At 68.7% G+C, this 21756-nt stretch carries 19 protein-coding genes, 1 tRNA gene and 3 pseudogenes; 13 read left to right on the forward strand and 10 right to left on the reverse strand.

The features are described from left to right. The first annotated feature begins 111 nt into the window (after positions 1 to 111). Positions 112 to 648, forward strand: a complete 537-nt coding sequence (locus ACGF3J_RS01695; RefSeq protein ID WP_393853367.1) for a tyrosinase cofactor — start codon at positions 112 to 114, stop codon at positions 646 to 648. Further along, positions 632 to 1498, forward strand: coding sequence for a tyrosinase family protein (locus ACGF3J_RS01700; RefSeq protein ID WP_393853368.1), 867 nt, complete (start codon positions 632 to 634; stop codon positions 1496 to 1498). Before ACGF3J_RS01695 ends, ACGF3J_RS01700 begins: the two co-directional genes overlap by 17 nt. A gap of 101 nt (positions 1499 to 1599) precedes the next feature. Here the strand turns inward: ACGF3J_RS01700 and ACGF3J_RS01705 are convergent, their stop codons facing one another. After that, on the reverse strand, positions 1600 to 1929 hold the full coding sequence (locus ACGF3J_RS01705) for a chaplin (protein ID WP_161330729.1): 330 nt from the start codon (positions 1927 to 1929) through the stop codon (positions 1600 to 1602). Between the two features lie 198 nt (positions 1930 to 2127). Between ACGF3J_RS01705 and ACGF3J_RS01710 the strand changes: the two genes are divergently transcribed. Then, on the forward strand, positions 2128 to 2790 hold the full coding sequence (locus ACGF3J_RS01710) for a DUF2087 domain-containing protein (RefSeq protein ID WP_393853369.1): 663 nt from the start codon (positions 2128 to 2130) through the stop codon (positions 2788 to 2790). On the opposite strand, the gene ACGF3J_RS01715 is transcribed toward ACGF3J_RS01710, so the two are convergent. Both ACGF3J_RS01715 and ACGF3J_RS01720 read right to left on the reverse strand, forming a co-directional pair. Then, on the reverse strand, positions 2748 to 3767 hold the full coding sequence (locus ACGF3J_RS01715) for a D-2-hydroxyacid dehydrogenase family protein (RefSeq protein WP_393853370.1): 1020 nt from the start codon (positions 3765 to 3767) through the stop codon (positions 2748 to 2750). The two genes, ACGF3J_RS01710 and ACGF3J_RS01715, sit on opposite strands and share 43 nt — an antisense overlap. A gap of 30 nt (positions 3768 to 3797) precedes the next feature. Then, positions 3798 to 3873: transfer RNA gene (locus ACGF3J_RS01720), tRNA-Arg, on the reverse strand. A 330-nt stretch (positions 3874 to 4203) separates the two neighbouring features. Between ACGF3J_RS01720 and ACGF3J_RS01725 the strand changes: the two genes are divergently transcribed. The 5 genes from ACGF3J_RS01725 (at position 4204) to abc-f (ending at position 12509) form a co-directional block, all read left to right on the forward strand. Beyond that, positions 4204 to 5811 (forward strand): dynamin family protein, encoded by a 1608-nt coding sequence (locus ACGF3J_RS01725; protein WP_393853371.1) that lies wholly within the window; start codon positions 4204 to 4206, stop codon positions 5809 to 5811. 687 nt (positions 5812 to 6498) lie between these two features. Next, positions 6499 to 8169: a YfjP family GTPase gene (locus ACGF3J_RS01730; RefSeq protein WP_393853372.1), complete on the forward strand. Its 1671-nt coding sequence runs from the start codon at positions 6499 to 6501 to the stop codon at positions 8167 to 8169. A 305-nt stretch (positions 8170 to 8474) separates the two neighbouring features. Then, positions 8475 to 8951 carry a single-stranded DNA-binding protein gene (locus tag ACGF3J_RS01735; RefSeq protein ID WP_161332486.1) on the forward strand — a complete coding sequence of 159 codons (477 nt, stop codon included), beginning with the start codon at positions 8475 to 8477 and terminating at the stop codon, positions 8949 to 8951. Positions 8952 to 9214: 263 nt separating this feature from the next. Continuing rightward, a complete protein-coding gene (locus ACGF3J_RS01740; RefSeq protein ID WP_161332487.1) occupies positions 9215 to 10618 on the forward strand; it encodes a Cys-Gln thioester bond-forming surface protein in 1404 nt (467 codons plus the stop codon). A gap of 238 nt (positions 10619 to 10856) precedes the next feature. Beyond that, a complete protein-coding gene (abc-f, locus tag ACGF3J_RS01745) occupies positions 10857 to 12509 on the forward strand; it encodes a ribosomal protection-like ABC-F family protein (protein ID WP_393853456.1) in 1653 nt (550 codons plus the stop codon). A gap of 7 nt (positions 12510 to 12516) precedes the next feature. Here abc-f and ACGF3J_RS01750 read toward each other — a convergent pair whose 3' ends face one another. Next, complete coding sequence (locus ACGF3J_RS01750) at positions 12517 to 13026, reverse strand: GNAT family N-acetyltransferase (protein ID WP_393853373.1); 510 nt, start codon at positions 13024 to 13026, stop codon at positions 12517 to 12519. Positions 13027 to 13108: 82 nt separating this feature from the next. Between ACGF3J_RS01750 and ACGF3J_RS01755 the strand changes: the two genes are divergently transcribed. Next, on the forward strand, positions 13109 to 13699 hold the full coding sequence (locus ACGF3J_RS01755; RefSeq protein WP_393853374.1) for a TetR/AcrR family transcriptional regulator: 591 nt from the start codon (positions 13109 to 13111) through the stop codon (positions 13697 to 13699). A gap of 25 nt (positions 13700 to 13724) precedes the next feature. Here the strand turns inward: ACGF3J_RS01755 and ACGF3J_RS01760 are convergent, their stop codons facing one another. The 3 genes and pseudogenes from ACGF3J_RS01760 to ACGF3J_RS01770 form a co-directional block, all read right to left on the reverse strand. Further along, a complete protein-coding gene (locus ACGF3J_RS01760; protein ID WP_161332491.1) occupies positions 13725 to 14237 on the reverse strand; it encodes an HAD domain-containing protein in 513 nt (170 codons plus the stop codon). 163 nt (positions 14238 to 14400) lie between these two features. After that, positions 14401 to 15024 (reverse strand): hypothetical protein, encoded by a 624-nt coding sequence (locus ACGF3J_RS01765; RefSeq protein WP_161332492.1) that lies wholly within the window; start codon positions 15022 to 15024, stop codon positions 14401 to 14403. A 162-nt stretch (positions 15025 to 15186) separates the two neighbouring features. Next, a pseudogene (locus ACGF3J_RS01770) lies at positions 15187 to 15477 on the reverse strand (integrase); the annotation flags it as partial. Here ACGF3J_RS01770 and ACGF3J_RS01775 point away from each other — a divergent pair. The 3 genes and pseudogenes from ACGF3J_RS01775 to ACGF3J_RS01785 all read left to right on the forward strand — a co-directional run. Beyond that, a pseudogene (locus ACGF3J_RS01775) lies at positions 15470 to 15705 on the forward strand (NUDIX hydrolase); the annotation flags it as partial. The pseudogenes ACGF3J_RS01770 and ACGF3J_RS01775 sit on opposite strands and share 8 nt — an antisense overlap. Before the next feature lie 518 nt (positions 15706 to 16223). Continuing rightward, complete coding sequence (locus ACGF3J_RS01780) at positions 16224 to 18602, forward strand: P-loop ATPase, Sll1717 family (protein ID WP_161332493.1); 2379 nt, start codon at positions 16224 to 16226, stop codon at positions 18600 to 18602. Between the two features lie 42 nt (positions 18603 to 18644). Further along, a complete protein-coding gene (locus tag ACGF3J_RS01785; RefSeq protein WP_161332494.1) occupies positions 18645 to 19169 on the forward strand; it encodes a hypothetical protein in 525 nt (174 codons plus the stop codon). Between the two features lie 126 nt (positions 19170 to 19295). On the opposite strand, the pseudogene ACGF3J_RS01790 reads toward ACGF3J_RS01785, so the two are convergent. The 3 genes and pseudogenes from ACGF3J_RS01790 to ACGF3J_RS01800 all read right to left on the reverse strand — a co-directional run. Further along, positions 19296 to 19448, reverse strand: a pseudogene (locus ACGF3J_RS01790) (IS5/IS1182 family transposase); the annotation flags it as partial. Positions 19449 to 19657: 209 nt separating this feature from the next. Further along, positions 19658 to 19963, reverse strand: coding sequence for a hypothetical protein (locus tag ACGF3J_RS01795; RefSeq protein WP_161332495.1), 306 nt, complete (start codon positions 19961 to 19963; stop codon positions 19658 to 19660). Positions 19964 to 20462: 499 nt separating this feature from the next. Next, complete coding sequence (locus ACGF3J_RS01800; RefSeq protein WP_161332496.1) at positions 20463 to 20777, reverse strand: hypothetical protein; 315 nt, start codon at positions 20775 to 20777, stop codon at positions 20463 to 20465. 472 nt (positions 20778 to 21249) lie between these two features. Between ACGF3J_RS01800 and ACGF3J_RS01805 the strand changes: the two genes are divergently transcribed. Further along, positions 21250 to 21585, forward strand: a complete 336-nt coding sequence (locus ACGF3J_RS01805; RefSeq protein WP_161332497.1) for a hypothetical protein — start codon at positions 21250 to 21252, stop codon at positions 21583 to 21585. The last annotated feature ends 171 nt before the right edge of the window (positions 21586 to 21756 follow it).

A 21756-nucleotide genomic window follows, 5' to 3' on the forward strand; every position in this document is an offset into this window, starting at 1 on the left:
CCGTCACGCGCCCGGGCCGTCCCGTGCTCCGACTGGCCCTGCGGGCGGTGACCGAGTGGCCCGTCGGCCGGTTAGTGGTGCGGACCACCGGAACCGGACGAGGAGCGAGCCATGGCCGTTGACGCGGGCGCGGCAACGAGCGACACCGAGCAGCAGGAGCAGGAGCAGGAGCAGGAGCAGGATCGCGGGGCGGAGAGCCGGGCGAGAGGCGGCCCGGCGCACGGCACCCGGCGGCAGCTGATGCGAGGGCTGCTCGCACCGGCTTTCGCGGTCACCCTGACGCCGCTGGTCGCCGCCTCCCGCCCCGAGCCGCACATCGCCGAGCCGGCAGGGAGCGGCGCCTTCGACGAGACCTACCGGGGGCGCCGGATCCGCGGCGTCCGGTCCGCCGCGGGACGCGCCGTCGGCGCCGGCACCTGGCACGTCACCGTGGACGGCCGCCCGCTGCACCTGATGCGCCGGGCCGACGGCAGCTGGCTGACCATGATCGACCACTACCGGTCCTACCCCACCCCCCTTTCCGCGGCCCGCCGCGCCGTCGACGCACTCGGCCCCGGCGAGCACCTGCGTGACAATCCGGCCGCCGAGGGGCACGACTCTCACGGGCACGACCACCGCTCCGGGGGACGGCATGGCGTACACGCGTAAGGACGTCAGCACGCTGACCCGCGCCGAGCGGCGACGGTTCGTCAACGCGCTGCTGGAGATCAAACGGCGCGGCGAGTACGACGAATTCGTCCGCATCCACATCGACTACTACGTCTCGGACGGCGAGGCCGGGCTGCGTACGGCGCACATGGCGCCCTCCTTCCTGCCCTGGCACCGCAGGTTCCTGCTGGACCTGGAGGAGGCGCTGCGCCGGGTCGACCCGGCGGTCACCGTGCCGTACTGGGACTGGACGAGGAACCGCGGCACCACGTCCGCGCCCTGGACCCCCGACTTCCTGGGCGGCACCGGGCGACGCTCCGACCACCGGGTCACCACCGGGCCGTTCGCGTACGCCGAGGGCAACTGGACGCTGAAGGTGAACGTCACCGACACCGAGTACCTCACCCGGGACCTGGGACGGGCCGGTGCTCCCCTCGGGCTGCCCACCAGGAGTGACCTGGAGTGGGCCCTCGACGACCCGGTGTACGACACCGCGCCCTACGACTCCACGGTCCGCAAGGGGTTCCGCAACAAGCTGGAGGGGTGGGGGACCGGCCGGGGCAGCGTCTCCTGGCGCAACCACAACCGGGTGCACCGGTGGGTCGGCGGGGCCATGGTCGGCGGCGCCTCCGTCAACGACCCGGTGTTCTGGCTGCACCACGCCTTCGTCGACCTTCAGTGGTCCCGCTGGCAGGCCCGTCACCGGGGCGCCCGCTACCTGCCCGCGAAGCCGCCCGGCCGGGGCAGCGCGCAGCGCGGACGGATCGTCGCCCGGCACGAGCGGATGCCGCCGTGGAACGTGACTCCGGACGAGCTGGAGGACGTCGGCCGGATCTACCGTTACGCCTGACGGGTCGACCAGCGCACCCGGGGGATCCACCGGGTGCGCCCGGGGGACCCACGGGAAGAGCCCCGGCCGGGAAGGCCGGGGCTCTTCGGGTGCTACGGGATTCAGCTGCCGTAGCCGGCGTTCTTCTTGCCGTTCTTGCCGTTCTTGTCGCTCGTGTGCTTCTTCTTGTCGCTCGTGTCCTTCTTGGCGTCGTCGCCGTTCTCGCAGGCGTTGCCGAACGCCGGGTTGAGCAGAGCGAGGATGTTGACGGTGTTGCCGCACAGGTTGACCGGTACGTGGACCGGGACCTGGATGACGTTGCCGGACAGGACGCCGGGCGAGCCGATGGCCGCGCCCTCGGCACCCGCGTCCGCCATGGCCAGGCCGGTGCCGCTGAGCACCACGGCGCCGGCGCCGAGAGCGACGCCGGCAGCCTTCGCGATGCGAGACATCACGTTTCTCCTTCTGACTCGGGGAACACGGCGGCAGGACGCGCCGCCGCGCGGCCGGTTCAACGCACCTGGTCGAAGCGGGTCACGGGGGGAATGTGAGGATCACCCTTTTTGCAGAGAGGTGAGGGGTGTCGAGGGGGTGGGCGGCGCTGGAAAACCGGTGCCGCTCCCGCGCGGACGTCCACTAGCCTCCCCGCCATGCCGAACGACCTGCCCGACGCGTCCATCGATCCCTCCGAGCCCTCCGATCCCTCCGAGCCCCTTGGGCCCTCCGAGCCCTCCGAGCCGTCCGCGCTCGCCGCGCTGCCCGGGCTCTTCTCCGAGCAGAGCAGGGTCCGCGCCTTCGCCGCGGTCGCTCTGGGGGCCGGCGGCAGCGCGGAGGTGGCCCGGATGGCGGGACTGTCCGCCAAGGAGACGGCGGGCGCGCTGCGCCGACTGGGGGAGCAGGGCGTGGTGGTGCCTGGGGACGACGGTGAACTCGTCGTCGCCCACGACCGGTTCAGGGAGCTGGCCCGCGCGGCCCGCCCCGCGGCGAACCCGGCCGGTGACTCCGCACCGGCGGCCGACGGCGACCGCACCGGCATGATCCTGCGGACCTTCGTGAAGGACGGGCGCCTGGTCCGCCTCCCCGCCCGCTGGACGCGCAAGAAGGTGGTGCTGCGGCACATCGCCGAGCGGACCTTCGCCCCCGGCGTGGAGTACCCCGAGCGCACCGTCGACCAGAAGCTGCGGACCTGGTGCGAGGACGGCGAGGTCGACCATGTGACGCTCCGGCGCCATCTGGTGGACTTCGGACACCTGCGCCGGAGCGGTGGGATCTACGCGCGCCCGGTGGAATCCGACCGGGTGGGCACCGCCTGAGCGTCCGAAGCGGGGGCCACGGGCAGGCGGCGTACGGGGGAGCCGTCGAGGTGGGCCCGGATCGCCTCCACGGCCTGGCCGTAGTACGTGGCGTAGTTGGCCTGTGAGACGTAGCCGAGGTGGGGCGTCGCGAGGAGGCGCGGGGCGGTGCGCATCGGGTGGCCGGCGGGCAGCGGCTCGGTGTCGAAGACGTCGACGCCCGCGCCGGCGATCCGGCCCTCGTGCAGCGCGGCGAGCAGGGCGTCCTGGTCGACGATCGCCGCGCGCGAGGTGTTGATCAGATAGGCCGTCGGCTTGAGCAGGGCCAGTTCGGCGGGCCCGAGCAGGCCGCGCGTGCGGTCGCCGAGCGCCAGGTGGACGGAGACGAAGTCGGCGTCGCGCAGCAGCGCCTCCTTGGAGGGGGCGAGTTCGACGCCCACCTCGTCGGCGCGCTCGCGGGTGAGGTTCTGGCTCCACGCGCTCACCCGCATGCCGAAGGCGAGGCCGACCCCGGCCACCCGGCTGCCGATCTTGCCCAGGCCGAGCAGGCCCAGGCGGCGGCCGTGCAGGTCGGCGCCCACCGTCTGCTGCCAGGGGCCGCCCTCGCGCAGCCCGTTGCCCTCCCGCACGATGCCGCGGGCCAGGCCGAGGATCAGCGCCCAGGTCAGTTCGACGGGCGGGGCCGAGGAGGAGGCCGTGCCGCACACGGTGACGCCGTGCGCCTCGGCGGCGGCGTAGTCGATCACGCTGTTGCGCATGCCGGAGGCGACGAGGAGTCTCAGCCGGGGCAGCCGGGCGATCAGTGATCCGGGGAAGGCCACGCGTTCGCGCAGCGTGACGACGATGTCGAAGTCGGCGAGGGCGGCCGCGAGAGCGTCCTCGTCGCCGAAATGGGTGTCGAAGGACACGACGTCCACGTCGTCGGCGACCGGGGACCAGTCGGCGATCTCGGTCGCCACCCGCTGGAAGTCGTCGAGTACGGCGCAACGCAGTCGCACGTGGTCCGGTCCCCCTCGCCAAACGGGCAGTGGCGCCCCCGGCAGGACTCGAACCTGCGGCCAAGCGCTTAGAAGGCGCCTGCTCTATCCACTGAGCTACGGGGGCCTGGTGTGGTGGCCTCGTTCGTGGTGCCCGGGTGTGGGCGGGTCCGTGACGTTGCCGGGGACAAGGATAGGGCTCCCGGCTCCATGTCCCTGATGCTTCCCCTCCGTGGCTCGATGTGGAGGTTCGGTGAAGCGGTTCTGATAATCGCAGGCAGGTACGAATCGTGCATCGCTTTTGGCCGCTCGCGCATCGGGTGTTGTCCACTCGTTATGCCTGGACTGTGCTCACGTCCCACTAGTGGCTTCCGTCCGGAGTGTCCGGTCGGCGCGCAGACATGCTCATCATGCTCATATGCTTCAGAATTCCCTCAAACTTGGGCATTCTTCACATGTGGTGACCTTGGACGTACGGCCTCAGCTGCTCGACGCACTCTCCGCGCTGCGCGACCGTGTCGCGGCCGCACGCTTTCCGCTGCCCCTGGCGGGTGCGCCACGCGCGCGTGCCAACCGCGACGAGCTGCTCGCCCAGCTCGACGACTACCTGATGCCCCGGCTGAAGGATCCCGAAGCGCCCCTGCTGGCCGTGGTGGGCGGATCCACCGGCGCCGGTAAGTCCACCCTGGTGAACTCCCTCGTGGGGCAGCGGGTCAGCGAGGCCGGCGTGCTGCGGCCCACCACCCGCACGCCGGTGCTGGTGTGCCATCCGGAGGACCACCACTGGTTCAGCGGGATGCGGGTGCTGCCCGACCTCACGCGCGTGTGGGTGCCGCACCGGGAACCGGACGACGACCTGCTGCTGCCCGGCGAGAACCCCGCGCGCGTGCTGCGGGTCGAGACCGCCGACACCCTGCCGCCGGGCATCGCCCTCCTGGACGTGCCCGACATCGACTCCCTCGTGGCCGACAACCGCGTCCTGGCGGCCGAGCTGATCTGCGCCGCCGACATCTGGGTGATGGTCACCACGGCCGCCCGGTACGCCGACGCGGTGCCCTGGCACCTGCTGCGCACCGCCAAGGAGTACGACGCCACCCTGGTCACCGTCCTCGACCGGGTGCCGCACCAGGTGGTGGCCGAGGTGTCCCGGCAGTACGGAGCCCTGCTCACCAAGGCCGGTCTCGGCGACGTACCCCGCTTCACCGTGCCCGAGCTGCCCGAATCGGCGTGGGGCGGCGGGCTGTTGCCGGCCAGCGCCGTGGCGCCGCTGCGGTCCTGGCTCGTGCACCGGGCCCAGGACCTGGATGCCCGGCACCACACCATGGCCCGTACGGCGCACGGCATCCTGGACTCGCTCAAGTCCCGGATGCCCGAACTGGCCGGGGCCACCGCGGCGCAGTACGCCGCCGCGCTGCGGCTCACCGCCGCCGTCGAGGGGGCGTACGACGGCGAGCACGCGCGCGTGCGGGGGCGGTTGCAGGCGGGTGCCGTCCTCGCCGGCGACGCCCTGAAGCGCTGGCGGGCCTTCCCCCTCGACTGCTCACCGGAGGAGCTCCTCGACTCCCTGGTGGAGAGCCTGAGCGCGCTGCTGCTGTGCGCCGTCACCGCCGCCGACGAGCGGGTCGACGAGGCGTGGCGGGGCGAACCGGCCGCGGCCGCCCCGGAACTCACGCGCCACGACCCCACCCCGGAGAGCGCCGAGCACCGGATCGGGCTGGCGGTGCGGCGGTGGCGGCGGGAGCTGGAGGAGTACGCCGAGGACGAGGTCCGCGAGCTGGACCGGAACCTCGCCCCGGATCCCGGGGTGGTGGCCGGGCTGGTGGCCACCGTGCTGCTCGGCGGACGACGCGCGCGGGTCGCCGGGGAGCGGCTCGCCGAGCGGCTCGGCGCCCACGGCGCGCTGCGGCTGCGCGACCGGGGCGGACGGCTGCTCGACGAACACGTCGACCGCGTCCTGCACGTCGAGCGCGAGCGCCGGCTGGCGCCGCTCGACGGGATGGAGGTGCATCCCGAGCCACAGGCCGAACTCATCGCCGCGCTGTCCGTACTGCAGAAGGAGAGGTGACCGGTGACCGCCGTCACTGACCAGGACCCCACCGAGCACACCGACCACACCACCCAGGAGGCGGACCGGACGGGGCAGTCCGGCGACACGGAGCCCGGGGACGGCCGGGCCCCGGGGGGCGCCACCGAGCCGGAGACCACGCGTGCGGACGGCGCCGAGGGCGCGTCCGAGGAACCGGCGCGGGGGACGTGGCTGCGGCGGCGCGGGGGCCGTACGGGGGGCGCGGCCGACGGGGGAGGGGCGGGTGGGGCCGAGGGTGCGGCTGCGGGTGCGGGTGCGGGTGCGGGTGCGGGACGGGCTGAGCGTGCCGCAGGGAAGGAACTTGGGGGAGGGAAGGAGCGTGCCAGAGGGGCGGAAGGGGCAGGAGGGACTGAGCGGGCGGCTAGGGCCGAACGGGCGGCTAGGACCGAGCGGGCGGCCAGGGCTGAGCGGGCGGGAGGAGCCGAGCGGGCGGCCAGGGCCGAGCAGGTGGGCAGGGCCGAGCGTGTCGCCGGTGGTTCGGCCGGGTCCGGTGGTTCGGTCGGCTCGGGTGGTTCGTCCGGGGCCGGTAGTCCGTCCGGCTCCGGTGGTTCGTCGGGCCCCGGTGGTTCCTCCGGTCCCGGTGGTCCCTCCGGCTCCGGCTCCGGCTCGGGTGCCGGTTCCGGGGACGGGGAGGGTGCGTGGGGTGACGGGCTGATCGCGCGGCGGGTGGACGAGAACGGTGGCACGGAGCAGTACGCGGTCCTGCCCAGCCGGCCCGCCGCCACCTCGGCCGCCCTGATGCCGCTCGCCTACGACGGACACCTCAGGTCCCGGCTGGACGCCCTGCGCGAGCTGGTCGGCCTCTCCCGGACCCGCCTCGACGGCGGGACCCTCGCCGAGGCGGGGCGGGTCCTCGACGAGGCCGCCGCGCGGCGCAGGCTCTCCGGGCAGCACACCGTCGTCGCCATCGCGGGCGCCACCGGCAGCGGCAAGTCGCAGCTGTTCAACACCCTCGCCGGGGTGACGATCTCCGAGACGGGCGTCCGCCGGCCGACCACCGCCGCGCCCATCGCGTGCAGTTGGAGCGACGGCGCCGCGAGCCTCCTGGACCGCCTCGGCATCCCCGGCCGCCTGCGCCGCCGCCCGATCCAGCACCCCGACTCCGAGTCGCCGCTGCGCGGGCTGGTCCTGATCGACCTGCCCGACCACGACTCGGCGGCCGTCCAGCACCGCGAGCAGGTGGACCGGATCCTGGAGCTGGTCGACGCCGTCATCTGGGTCGTCGACCCGGAGAAGTACGCCGACGCGGTGCTCCACGAGCGCTATCTGCGGCCGATGGCGGGCCACGCGGAGGTCACCCTCGTCGTCCTCAACCAGATCGACCGGCTGCCCGGCGAGGCCGCCGAACAGGTCCTCGACGACCTGCGCCGCCTGCTCGACGAGGACGGCATCGCGCTGGGGGAGCACGGCGAACCCGGCGCGACCGTGCTCGCCCTGTCCGCCCTCACCGGGGAGGGCATCGGCGAGCTGCGTGAGGTGCTGGGCCAGTTCGTGGCCGAGCGGCAGGCCCCGGCGCGTCGCATCGCGGCCGACGTGGACGCCGCCGCCCGGCGCCTGCGCTCCGTGTACGTCACCGGGCGGCGGACCGGCCTCAGCGAGGAGGCACGCGAGGAGTTCTCGGACCGGCTCGCGGACGCGGTGGGCGCCACCGCGGCGGGCGACGCGGCCGAGCGGGCCTGGCTGCGCAACGCCAACCGCGCGTGCGGTACGCCCTGGCTGCGGCTATGGCGCTGGTACCACGAGCGGCGCGAACCGGCCACGGGGCGGCTCCAGCTGCGCGCCCAGCCGGACGAGGAGGCCACCGCGCGGCAGCGCGTCGAGCAGGCGGTGCGTACGGTCTCCGAGCGGGCGTCGGCCGGACTGCCGGCGCCTTGGGCGCAGGCGATGCGCGAGGCGGCCGTGCGCGGCGCCCAGGGGCTGCCCGAGGCCCTGGACGAGCTGGCGGAGCGCACGGGGCTGCCGCCGGGGCGCCCACCGCGGCCGGGCTGGTGGCCGGTGGCCGTGCTGGCGCAGGCGTCCATGACCCTGATCCAGGTGGTGGGCGGCCTGTGGCTGCTGGGCCAGATCGTCGGCTTCATGCCGCCGAACCTGGGCGTGCCGGTGCTGCTGATGCTGGCGGGCATCATCGGCGGCCCCCTCATCGAGTGGGCCTGCCGTATGGCGGCGCGTGGACCGGCCCGTCGCTACGGCCACGAGGCGGAACGCCTGCTGCGGGAGGCGGCCGCCGGGTGCGGCCGGGCCAGGGTGCTGGATCCGCTGGCGGCGGAACTGCTGCGGTACCGGGAAGTGCGGGAGCAGTACGGGCGGGTCATGGGGGTGGGGACGGCGGCGAGGTAGGCGAGCCTCGGCGACTCCGGCTCCGGCTCCGGCTCGGGTTCCGACTCCGACTCCGGCTCCGATTCGGCCTCGGATCCGACTCCGGCTCCGGCTCCGGCTCCGGCTCCAACTTCGACTTCGGCTTCGGAGCGGATCGGCGGCTCTCACCCGCACGGGTGACGGAGTTCTCCACAGGCGGGCGACGGTCCACAGCCCTAGGCGGGCCGGGCGCCGGCCGGGGCAGTCTGGCCTCGCGGCGGTCGTGACGAACGCGGTCGCCGGACGCAGCCGTACGGGACGGGCCCGTACGGGAGGGAGGACTCGCGATGAACGAGACGATGATCTGCGCCGTGGGCAACGTGGCCACGCAGCCGGTCTTCCGGGAGCTGGCGAACGGACCGTCGGCGCGCTTCCGGCTGGCGGTCACCGCGCGCTACTGGGACCGCGACAAGAGCGCCTGGACGGACGGCCACACCAACTTCTTCACCGTGTGGGCCAATCGGCAGCTCGCCGCAAACGCGTCGGCGTCGCTGGCGGTGGGCGACCCCGTCGTCGTCCAGGGCAGGCTGAAGGTCCGTACGGACGTGCGCGAGGGGCAGAACTGGACCTCGGCGGACATCGACGCGGTGGCGATCGGCCACGATCTCGCGCGCGGCACGGCCGCGTTCAGGCGTACCGGGAAGGCGGAGGCGCCGGAGGTCTCGGCCTCCCCGCCGCGGCCGGAGCCCAACTGGGAGACACCGGCGGGGGAGTCGGCCGACACGGACCTCGAACCACGCCAGGAGCCCGCCGCCGTGGCCTGATTCGGGTGGCCCGCCGGAACTGACCGAAGTGCGGGCTTATCGAGCCCTGCGCCCGGACGAACCCGGGTGGATTTGTCGATAAGCCCTGCTCACAGGGTCGGTCGGCGATAACGATTCCGATTCGGATCACCGTGCGGGCGAACATCACCCGGGGGCACGGTCCGTCAGGTCCTTAGGATGCCGAACGAGCCCTGTGGGGCTGCTGCTTCTGCTGGTGGGACCGTTCCCCCCACGCCAACGGGTCCTGCTCGAAGGGGAATTTGGTGTTTTCTTCGCTCGCTGCGCTGTCTCTGCCCGGCCGGAGGACGGCGCGTACCGCCGCCGCGGCCCTGGTGTCCGCTGTCGCCGTCGCCGGCCTGGTGACCGGTGCGGGACCGGCCGCCGCCCAGGACGGAGCGGGGGGTCAGGGCGGCGCGACGGCCACGATAGGCGGGCTCAAGACGCACGGCACCGCGGTCATCCACGGGGAGGACGGCGACCAGGAGGTGCCGGCCGGCCTGTTCGAGATGTCCGTCGAGGGCGGCGGGATGCTGCAGACGTACTGCGTCGACATCCAGAACCCGACGCAGAAGGACGCCAAGTACTACGAGACGCCGTGGAGCGGCACCTCGCTGGGCACCAACAAGGACGCCGGCCGCATCCGTTGGATCCTGGACAACTCCTACCCCCAGGTCAACGATCTCGCCGAGCTCGCGAAGAAGGCGGGTGTCCGCGGCGGGCTCACCGAACAGGACGCGGCGGCCGGCACCCAGGTGGCCATCTGGCGCTACTCCGACCACACGGACGTCGAGGCGACCGACCCCCAGGCCGAGCGGCTCGCCGACTACCTGGAGAAGAACGCCCGCGGCCTCACCGAGCCCGCCGCCTCGCTCACCCTGGACCCGCCCGCGGTCTCGGGCCGCCCGGGTGAGCGGATCGGTCCGGTGACCGTCCGCACCAACGCGGGCGGCGCGACGGTGACGCCCCCGGTGGACGCCACCACCAGCGGCGTACGGATCGTCGACAAGAAGGGTGAGCCGGTCACCGAGGTCACCGACGGCACCCAGATCTTCTTCGACGTGCCCGAGGATGCGGAGGCCGGCACGTCCGAGCTGACCGTCCAGGCGTCGACCACCGTGCCGGTCGGCCGGGCCTTCGCCTCCGAGAGCCGCAGCCAGACCCAGATCCTGGCGGGCTCCAGCGAGTCCACGGTCGCGGCGACGGCCACGGCCACCTGGGCCGGCCAGGGGGCGATACCCGCCCTGTCCGCCGAGAAGAACTGCGCCGAAGGCGGCCTGGACGTCACCGCCGTCAACAAGGGCGACGAGCCGTTCACCTTCGCGCTGCTCGATGCCGAGTACACCATCGCGGCCGGTGAGACCCGCACGGTGACCGTCCCGCTGCCGGAGGACCGGCCCTACGACTTCACCGTCCGCGGCCCGGCCGGTTTCGAGCAGCGCTTCTCCGGCGTACTCGACTGCCGTACCCAGGGCGCCACGACGGGCGACGATGCCACCCAGACCCTCGGTGAACCGGCCCCCGCCACGGCCGTCACCCCCACCCAGAACCCCAACCTCGCCGAGACCGGCAGCTCCGGGGCGACCCCGCTGATCGGCGGGGCGGCGATCGGTCTGGTGGTCATCGGCGGTGCGGTGCTGGTGTTCCTCCGGAAGAAGAGCGAGCGGTGACCGTCTAGCGCCCGGGTTCCAGATCCCCGTCCGAGTCCCCGGCCGCCGCGTACGCGTGGCGCCGGGGACTTTGTTCGGCACCCTTGACGAGACGAACCGTATCGTCTAACTTTACGGGCGTGCCAGTCGGTGAAAGGCGCTTCCGGCTCCCGCCGGACTGCCACCGCCACCGCAACTTGCTCACCCCTGCTCCCCAGCCAAAGGACCGCCCTTGCGCCCTGCTCCCTCAGCCACCACCGTGAACGCCGCCCCCGCCCCCCGCCCCGCCTCTCAGATCGCCCTCGCCGACGTCACCAAGCGCTACGGCGACCGAGTCGTCCTGGATCGCGTGTCCCTCACCGTCCGACCGGGCGAGAAGGTCGGCATCGTCGGGGACAACGGCTCGGGCAAATCCACGCTGCTGCGGCTCCTCGCCGGACAGGAGCCGGTCGACAACGGCACCCTGACCGTCACGGCGCCGGGCGGCATCGGCCATCTCGCCCAGACCCTCGACCTGCCCGGCGCGGCGAGCGTGGGCGACGCCGTGGACCACGTACTGCGCGAACTGCGCGCCCTGGAGCGCCGAATCCGGACCGCGGAGTCCGCACTGGGTACGGCCGGTCCCGACGCGTTCGAGGAGTACGCGGCGCTGCTGGCCGAGTACGAGGCACGGGGCGGGCAGGGAGCGGACCGGCGTGTGGAGGTGGCCCTGCGCCGCCTCGGTGAGCGCGCGCCGTTCGACGGAGCGCGTCCGCTCGGCACCCTCTCCGGAGGGCAGCGCTCCCGCCTCGCGCTCGCCGCGACGCTGGCCTCCGACCCCGAACTGCTCCTGCTCGACGAACCGACCAACGACCTGGACGACGAGGCCGTGGCCTGGCTCGAAGCCCGCCTGCGCCGTCACCGGGGCACGGTGATCGTGGCCACGCACGACCGGGCGTTCCTGGAACGCGTCACCGGCACCGTGCTGGAGGTGGACCAGGACCGGCGCACGGTTCGGCGCTACGGCAACGGATACGCCGGTTACCTCACCGCCAAAGCGGCCGCCCGGGCGCGCTGGGCGTGGGAGCACGAGCAGTGGCGCGACGAGGTCGCCCGGCAGCGCGCCCTGGCGGACTCCGGCATCGGCATGCTGTCCGAGATCCCCCGCAAGGGCCCGTGGGCCTTCAGTGGCGCCGGCGCCTTCCGGGCGCGCTCGCGGTCCCACGGCGCCCAGAGCCGCATCCGCAACGCGCGCGAGCGCTTGCAGCGGCTCACGGAGCACCCCGTACCACCGCCGCCGCAACCCCTCCGCTTCACGGCCCGAGTCGAAGGCGCGCCGACCGAGGACGAGTCGGCGACCGCAACCCACCTCGAAGGGGTGCGAGTCGAGGGCCGCCTCTCCCTGCCGCACCTGACACTCGCCCCGGGCGACCGGCTGCTCGTCACCGGACCCAACGGCGCGGGCAAGAGCACCTTGCTCCAGGTACTGGCAGGGGAGCTGACACCCGACGCGGGCTCCGTCCGCCGCCCGCGCCGGATCGGCCACCTGCGCCAACAGTGCGCCCCCGAAGCCGCCTTCGACGCCCGCACCCTCCTCGCGGCCTACGCGGCCGGCCGCGTAGGCCACCCCGACGAACACGCCGACACGCTGCTCGCACTGGGCCTGTTCCACCCCGCGGACCTGTCCGTCCCCGTACGCGACCTGTCCGTCGGGCAGCGCCGCAAGCTCGAACTGGCCCGCCTGGTCACGTCCGGCCCCCTCGACCTGCTCCTCCTGGACGAACCGACCAACCACCTCTCCCCGTCCCTGATGGAGGAGATCGAGGCGGCCCTGGCCCACTACACCGGCACCCTCGTGGTGGTGACCCACGACCGACTCCTGCGCGAGCGCTTCCGGGGCCGGCGGCTGGAGCTGTCCACGGCCGGTCACTGACCAGGCGTCAGCGCAGGTCGAGGATCCAGTTCTGCCCGACGAGATCATGACCGAAGCTGTGATGGGGCTCCTCGTCCGCCAGACGGAAGCCGAAGCGCTGGTAGATCTTGCGGGCGGCCACCAGGACGTCGTTGGTCCACAGCGTCACCTGCCGGTAGCCGGCCCGGCGGGCGAAGTCCAGGCACTCCTCGACCAGGCGGGCGCCGAGACCGAGCCCCCGAGCCGTCGGCGCGACGAGCAGGATGCGCAGCTTCGCGACGCCCGGCTGGTCACCGGCGACGAGGAGGACGCAGCCCGCGCGCTCGCCGTCGACCTCAACGATCCAGGCGGCTTCCGTGGCCGGGTCGTGCTTGGCCGCGTACTCGGCGACGATCTTGGCCACGAGGGCTTCGAAGTCGGTGTTCCAGCCGAACTGCCGCTCGTAGATCTCGCCGTGGGCCATCACGACCCAGCCCAGGTCGCCGGGGCGGTCGGCGCAGCGTATGACGAGGTGCCGCCGGTGGTCTCGCTCGGACATGGATCGCACTCCGTGCCATAGGTAACGCTTCGACTACTCCCCGATACTGAAACGACCGTGTCAGTAGAATTAGGCTAGGCCCATGTCCCCGACAACGGCAACCCCGTCCGCGCGCCAGGTCGAGCTGCTGGAGGCGGCCTACCGGTACGTACTCACCCACGGCCTGGCCGACCTGTCGCTGCGCCCGCTGGCCGACGCCATCGGGTCCAGCACGCGAGTGCTGATGTTCCTGTTCGGCAACAAGGACGGCCTGGTGCGGGCGTTGCTGGAACGGGCCCGCGCGGACGAACTGGCGCTCCTGGACCGCCTCCGGGGCACCGACCGGCCCGTCGGCCTGGTCCCGGCGGTCGAACACGTCTGGACCTGGCTCTCCGCCCGCGAACACCGGGCCCTGCTCCGCCTCTGGTCCGAGGCGTACGCGCGCTCTCTCGTCGAGCCCGAGGGCGCCTGGTCGGGCTTCGCCCGCGCCACGGTGCACGACTGGCTGGACGTCCTCGCCGCGTGCCAGCCCCAGCCGGAGCGGGACAGCGAGGACGGCGCCACCCGCCGCACCCTCGCCCTCGCGGTCCTCCGCGGCGCCCTCCTCGACCTCCTCGCCACCGACGACGAGCCCCGGGTCGCCGCGGCGGTCCAACGACAGGCCGCTCTGCTGGCCGACGGAGCCCCCGGCTAGCTCTGCTTCGAGGCGTTCGTCGGCGTCAGGCCCGTCCCGACGAGTCGAGCCACCGGGCCAGTGCCGAGAAGTCGGCGTCCGTGAGGCCTCTCGCCGGGGCGACGTGATGGAGGAGCGAGGGACCGGGGTGCTGGGCCGCCACCCACAGTCGATCCATGTCGCCGATCTCGTCGTCGACCCAGATGAACGGTCGCCCGCTGGCAAACTCGACTAGGCAGGGTGTCTTCCAGTGAACGCCGCGTGGGACGGCCACGGCCCCGTCGGCCGGCCACGGCACCACCGGCAGACGCGGCAGCCCGATGAGCGGGGCGACGGTCGAGTTCGCGTCCTCTCCCCACGTCGTCGCCCACACCAGGTCGCACCCCAATGCCCTGAGGCGCTGCCCGGTCCCGGGGACGAGGCGATCAAGCAGCGGATGCCCCTCGGCCGGAGCGGTGACGGACCCCGGCGCGCGGTCGGGCGACGACCCGAACGGGATGAGCGGGCCGTCCACGTCGAGGAAAAGGAGAGGGCGGGGGCGCTCCGGTGCGCTCGTCACATCGCCACCCTAGTTCGGCAAGGCGCGAAACCCCAGGTCAGCATTGCGCCAGGGAACGCGTTTCCTCACAGCGGTGGCGGTGCGGCAAGATGGGGTGTTACTTGCCGCGAGAGGGCATGAAAAGGCCCCTCACCAGCGGTTTCCTCGCCGACGAGGGGCCGCCTCAGGCAACTTGGGCCGTCCCTGGGCCATCGACCGTTGCTGGAGCGCTTCGGTGACCCGATGAGGGCGGCTCCCCAGCGATGCTTCCCAGGCCGAGGTCGGCGCGCATCACGGTGCGCATCCCCTCCCAGCGCTCCCAAAGGCGAACGAAGTCTGTTCGTATGTCGTTGAAGGACCCATCCGGCTCCGGATTGCCCTCCTCCAGACACATGGTTCGCCGGTAGACGTCAGACAGCGCCGTCGTCATCCCGTCTAGCTCGACGAGCACCGCAGGCGAGGCGACCATCTGCGCCTCAGCGAAGACGGAGTGGTGGTCGCGTCGAGCCTCCTCGACCAGCTCACGAGCATCTGGCGTGACAGACCCCTTGTGCACATCCCACAGGAAGTTCATGAGATGGGTTCGGTAACGCCGGAAAGATGCGTTGACTTGCATGTAGCCATCGCGACGACGGTTCAGCTCTGCTACTTGCTGCTCACGATGCCACTGAGCTTCGGTCGCCTGCTGTTGACGCGCGAACTCTTGCGACTGGACGCGAGCCATGTGACGTTGCGAAAGGACGGAGGCAATCAGCGTGCCCGTGACACCAACCACCGCAGCGGCTAAGCCGATGAGTGCGCTTCCCATGTGACCCCCTGGCTTGAACAGATACGCCAACGGCATCCTGCCCGCAGGTTGGTGACTGCGAAGCCTTGGCGGCCTACTGGCATTGACTCTCACTTCGGTGTCCGCGATAGAGGGCATGAGAGGGCCCCTCACCAGCAGCTTTCCCGCCGATGAGGGGCCGGCTCAGGCGACCTGGATCGTCTCTGGGCCGTCGTGAGCGTGACCGGCGGCCCGGTACATCGCGGAGATGGCTTTCCGGGTCCGTGTCTCGCTGGACGGCATCAGATGCGTGTAGACCCGAAGGGTGAACCCAGGGTCGCTGTGACCGAGGTACAGACTCAGGGCCTTGATGCTCTCCCCGGCGTCCAGGAGGACCGAGGCGTAGAAGTGCCGGAGCGCGTGCATGCCGTGCTCGCGGGCGGCGGCGTAGCGCTTGCCCTTCTCGGGGGCCGGGATGATGCCGGCGGAGGCGAGCGGCGTCTACAAGAACACCACCCGCGGCATCGTGGCCCTGGTCTTCCGCTGCAAGCCCTCCGGCGGCACCGAACGCACCTCAAGCGAGTCAACAGCCGTCTCATGGCTCACATCCGACGAGGTCAGCTGCCGCATGGCCGAGGTCTACGCGATCAGACTCCTGGATGCCCTAGACGGGGCCCCCACGTACGAAGCCACGACGGCAAGCACCTCATCCCAGCGGGATAAGACTTTCCCTACTTCAAGGCGGCTCGCTCCGCTCACCGCGCGCGGCCCGGCCCCCGGCCGGGCCTGCGCTCCTGTCTCCGCCCCGCTCCAGCCCGGCCGGCGCCCGTGCCGCGTACACAGAAGCCAGCGGCCTGATGCGAGAAGAGGTACGTCGGGGCCGGGGCGGTCGGCTCCGCGGCTTTAGCCACCTCCCGGGTCCAGGTCCCGCGTCGAGCGAGACCAGGTGCCACTCGTGCACATTGCGGGCAGGTCCAAAGACTGCCCGCGTTGCCAACCAACATACGGCCCCCAGATCATGCTCGACCCCAGACCAGGCAGGCCACCAGCCAAAGCCGCTCCGCCGACCTTGGCAGACCTAGGTTTGCGACGAATCTGCGAGAAGTCTCCCCAACCAACTGATCGCTGCCTAAAATCAGTCGAATGATGCGCGGGAGGGGAGATCGCACTCCTGACTGAGTGCTTCCTTGCATTGAACGATCAGGGGGTCGCAACCCCTGCCACTGATCATGGGGGGCAAGATGGATTACAAGGTCTTTCTCGGCTACTCAAAAAACCCTGTCGATGTCTCACAGGAGATTCAGCAGGCGGCGACCCTAATAAACAAGAGCCGTTTTGCCGAAGCGAAAACATGGGAGGCGAATCCTGCTACTGGCAGAATTATCATTGAGACGGTGCTTCAGGATATCGACGATAGCACGATCTGCCTCTTTGATGTCACCACTCTAAGTGAGAACGTTCTGTTCGAAGTGGGCTACGCCTTTAGTCAACGCAAGCACATCGTCCTATCCGTTTGCAAAACTCCGGAGACGATGCGCGACTGGCGAGCGTTCGATATTTTCTCGACAATCGGATGCATCTTCTACGAAACCGGCAGCGAACTCGCCGCAAAATTTATGACCGGCATTGAAGAGGCAAGCGAAAAGACGCTATGGGATGACGTGTCCCAGGCCCTGGATCGGACCGCGAGGAACTCACTGTTCTACGTTCCCACTTATCACACCTCGGAATCGGAGCGAAATCTCCGAAGGATGGTCAGCAAAGAAAGAGACCTCGGAACAAAAGTAACGATCGCCGATCCAGCGGAACAGGGATCAGCCCCACTGGCTTGGTACGTTAACGCCGTTTATTCCTCAGCCGCTACACTTCTTCAGATGTCAGGCGAGAGGCATGAGAGGAATCGGCTGCATAACGCTCGGAGTGCTTTTATCGCTGGGCTCGCAAGAGGGCTAGAGCGGCCTTTGCTGGTGGTTGTCGAGGAGGACTACCATGGACCGGTCGACTACAAAGACATTCTCTATACCTATCACAACAAGAAAAGACTTGCCGAGAAGCTAGGGCAATGGCGCGAGCAAGCTTTCCGGGCATGGAACCAGGAGGGGATGGCAGATTCACATCCGACGCCGAAGGTCGAACTTGCAGCAGAACTTAAGGACCTAAAATTCGGCGACTATGTTGCCGAAAACGAGTCCGATACCCTCGATGAGTATTTCGTTGAGACAGCGGAATATGAGGCGATCCTGAGCGAAAGCAGCGTCGTGTTCGTCGGGCGCAAAGGCATGGGAAAATCGGCGAACATGATCCGCGCCTCGCAAGTCCTGCGGGACGATAAGCGGAATTTGGTCTGTGTCGTCCGGCCAACTAATTACGATCTGGACGGCCTTGTAAGCGTATTACATTCTCTTGGAGGTGACGGAAATCAGTCATATCTCGTTGAGAGCTTCTGGCGGTTCCTGCTCTACTCCGAAATCTCACTAGAGGCTGTCGCCGCGGCTGACAGGCTGCCGGCCGGTATCGGGAGCGGAACACCGATGGCGCGGCTACGCGACTATCTGGCGCAGAACGACATCGCCGAGGAGTTTTCCGTCCGGCTTGAGCGCGTCATCGAGTCCGTTCGCCGTGAGATGCATGGATCCGCCCGAACTATCGAGAAGCAGCGCGAGCGTATCGCCCAGGCACTTCACGGCAACATTGTCGGGAATCTCCGTAAGTTGCTCGGAGAAGCGCTGCGTGACCGCCACCGCGTAGCGCTGCTGGTAGACAATCTCGACAGTGCATGGATGAAATCCGCGCAACTCAAAACACAAGCGGTCTTGCTCGTGGGCCTCCTAAGCACAGTGAGCCGGATCGCGGAGGAATTCCAGAGGGAAAACAATAAGCTGCGCTCCGTGAACGTAACGGTCAGTGTCTTCTTGAGGTCTGACATCTACGATGAAGTAATCAAGGAGGCTCGCGAGCCGGACAAGATCAATACCAAGAGAATCGACTGGAACCAGCCAGAACTACTGAAGCGCGTGATAGACGAGCGGTATCTATCAGCCCGCCCAAAGGGGACCTCTCCCAACGAGCTGTGGGAAAGGCATTTCTGTCCCAGCGTCGACGGCGAGCCAACGCTGGACTACATCCTGTCGACCGTCCTCCACCGTCCACGAGACTTGGTGTTCTTCTGTAAGGCGGCCGTTTTCAGTGCGGCGAATGCGCGGCACCTGACAGTCGAAGAATCCGACATCATGGAGGCGAAGAAAAACTACAGCAAGTTTGCCCTCGATGCACTGCTTGTCGAGTACGGGTCGACCATGGATCACCTAGAGGAGGTAGTTTATGAATTTGCTGGCTGCCTGCCAATCATGCCGAAAGCTGAGATTCTAGAGATAATTCAATCAATCTCTGGATTGACTGAAGAAGACCAGGCTGCCCAGTTCCTTGAAGGGCTTGTCAAGATCTCCTTCCTAGGCATTGAAGTGCGAGAGGGGATTTTCACTTACCCAGATCGCGCAGATGATCTGAGGAAGGCGAAGATTCTGGCGCGAAACGCCTCACGGCGCGGTAAAAGAGAAGAGCGCTATGAGTTCCATCCTGCCTACCGCGACTTCCTCGAAATCGAGGACTATTCCCTGTAAAAGTTCGATGGGCGGGCCTTGAGCCCGCCCTTAGGGGTGCCCGTGTCTGAAGCGTCACGCGAGCTGCATATAGCAGTATGGAACACCAACGTGGTACGGGAAGGTAATTCCGATACCGCAGACCTACAGAATCAGCTCATTCTTGAACAATACAAGCTCTGCGTCGAGATGGCTGACCGACTGAGCGCCCGTAGGGGCCTCGTCAACTCCTTCTTCTTGACCTTGAACCTGGCCGTGGTCAGCGTCATCACCTCAGTATCCTCGAAGCTCACCAGCGAGACTGGGATCTTCGTGCCAGTAGTTGCATTGCTCGTGATGTGTGGGGCATGCTTCGTCTGGTTTTGCACACTGCGGTCATACCGTCTGCTCAACAGGGCAAAATATGCGGTTATTGAAGTCCTTGAGGAAAGGCTACCCGCCCGAGCTTATTCTAGGGGCGAGTGGCACGCTTCTGTGCGCTCTGGTCAGCACGGAAGGTATTTCCGTCTCACTAGCACCGAGCAAGCCCTGCCGGTGTTATTCGGTCTGGTCTACGTGGCACTTTTTGGGTATTTCGTCGCCATATAGCGGCACACTGGGAAGACTGCGGCAGCCGCTCACGAGCATAGTCGAATTAGTGCGTGACGGAAGCCCTCAGCGCTCTCTCCGTGCCATGCTGCAGGTGCTCCCCCCACCTAGGTTCTGTCTCTTTGGTCAGCGTCGGGTCCAGTTGAGGATGCCCGCGAGGTGGAGTGCGGCCTGGTAGGCGATCGCGAGCTTGCCGGTTCGTGTGGCCAGGCCGCGTGCTTGCTTGAGGCGGTTGATGCACCGCTCGACGGTGTTTCGCTGCTTGTATGTCTCGTGATCAATGATCACTGATCGGACAGACACATCCGATCAACTGACCAACAAACGTCAGACAGACACGCGCTAGGCCTGTCGCGCTGTGCGTGGTCGCTGTGCAGCAGACTCACTCACAAGAATCCACTGTCCGCGTGGACGGCGGTGCCCGCTGTCGACCGAGGGTTGGGTGTCGCAGTGATCAATTTCGTGCTGGGCACCGTTGCGTCGGCCTCCTATGCCGGCTCCTGAGTAAAGCGGAACGCGCGGTACATCTTGTGAGGCACCAACTGCCGGCCGTCTTGAATCTTGCGGAGATACTCAAGAATCTTGGCGGTCTCCGCGTCCGTAAGGTCGACCGCTCGACACTTCTTCCGGAGCGCCTCTTCGGAAACCCGGGACACCCAACGGTGCCGTACGTTCATCATGTCGGCCTTGAGCTTGGCCTCCTCATTCCACTTGAGGTAGCCCGACAATTTGGCGGCCTCGCCGATGTAGTGCATGATCTCGTCGACGTCGGCGGGCAACTGCAAGTTGACCATATGGCAAATTGTCCTCCCGATGTTGCCCGGCGGCAGTACGTGCCACGCGGCCGCATCTCTCGTGTCAGACCCGTGCCAGATTGTGCGGGGATACACGGGGAACACCTGGGAACCAGCCGCTTCACACCAAGAGCCGACAGCAGTCGCAGATCAGCTACAAAGCAGGACTCAGATGGCCTTAGCTTCCCAAACTGAGGGCTCAGACATCGTCAGCTCGTGCCCGCTATCGCGGCTTGCTTTGGTCGACGGCACTGGCAACGTGGTGAAGGCCAGTGGGGGTACAGCGAGGCATACGCGCACCTGGTTGGTCGGCGCACCCGCCGGCGTGGCTGACTGTCGTCGGCTGGAGTTCGTGCCACGACCGTGCCAGATGCAGGGGTCAGCCACGGTCAACACCGGTGCCTCTTGGGCGAGTACCCGTCCGCTTCTTCGCCTTATGAAACCGAAGCTCAGGAGGGAGATCACTCAGCCTCTCTCCTAAAGTGGTTGTCCAGCCCGCTTACCGAGTCCACACGCGAAGGAACTCTTCGGCCGGGATGGCTTCCAGCGGATCCTCTTCAGGATCGATCGCTTGGTCTGTTAGGAAGCCGTACTCGTCCTCCAGGTGCTCCCAGCTGTACCGGCGGAGTTGGCCGGCCGGAGTCAGCTCGGCTTGCTTGATGACGACCACCTCACCGCGGTCAGGTACGGCCTCGATGCACCACAGGCCGCCTTCCTCATCTGCGTGGCGGAAGTGGTGCCGCTGGGTGACGGATTCATCGAGTACTCGGAAGTACGCCACGGTCTCTGCTTTGATGCGCTCCAGGTCAACCACGGGACCATCGTGTCAGCGAGCGCATGCGGTTGCCCCGCTCTGACAACCGCGAGTGACATCAAGGGCGCCAGGCGTCAGAACTCCCAGGCAGTCTGGCATGGCCAACGTGACCAGGAGGCGCCCCGCTGGTGCCGAGTTGCGATCGAACTCCCTAAGGCGCGTGTCGCACGGCAGCGCCTCAAACTATGCGAAGGGCCAGACCGAGAGTAGAGCCCTCCTCATCTGGCCCTTCTAGCTGTGTCCTGACTGGGCTCAGTCAGCGAGACTTCATCGCCTCGTGCTCCCGTGTGTCGCCTTCTGGTTGTATTGCCCGGACCGCATGTCCCTAGATGGAGTAGGTGCAGCATTGGACGCAGCGCTAGCAGGGCTTTTCGGCGCCTCGGTGGGCGCCGTTTCGGGCTTCTCCGGAGCGTGGTTGGCCCAACGAGGGCAGCTGCGTCTCCAACGAGAACAACGCCGACACGAAGAACGTGTGCGCTGGTTGGATGACAAGCGCCACCTCTACCGAGATCTGCTGTTGGCTGTGTACGGATGGCACGATGCACTCGTCGCAATCGTGAGAGATGAAGCCGACGGCACCTTGCACGACGCTCGGTCAGCGGCGTACAAGCTCGGGGTCGAGATCGATCTCATAGCCTCGGAACCTGTCCGCCTGGCAGCCGTGCGCATGCGGAGGAAGCTGCTTACGGCCCAGGGGCCGATCCTGCACGCTGAGCCAGCCGATGCTGATGCTGCTTTGAAGGATGTCATGGCAGCCGCCGAAGCCTTCGAGGAAGCCGTGCGAGTTGATCTCGCGCCGCCCAACTAGAGTTCACGTGATCCGTCGGTGAAGGCCGCAACAGCTGCGGCATGAGGGTCAACGTGGGTGGGCACCGCGCCCCTGCTGCACCACAAGCGCACCAGATGGAGCGGGGAACAGCGGGGAACCACGGTGAAAGAAGCCGAGCAGAATGAGGCCGCACATCGACCGTTCGCGCAG

Origin of the sequence: Streptomyces sp. NPDC048171 (assembly GCF_043202655.1) — a bacterium.
Classification (GTDB): Bacteria; Actinomycetota; Actinomycetes; order Streptomycetales; family Streptomycetaceae; genus Streptomyces.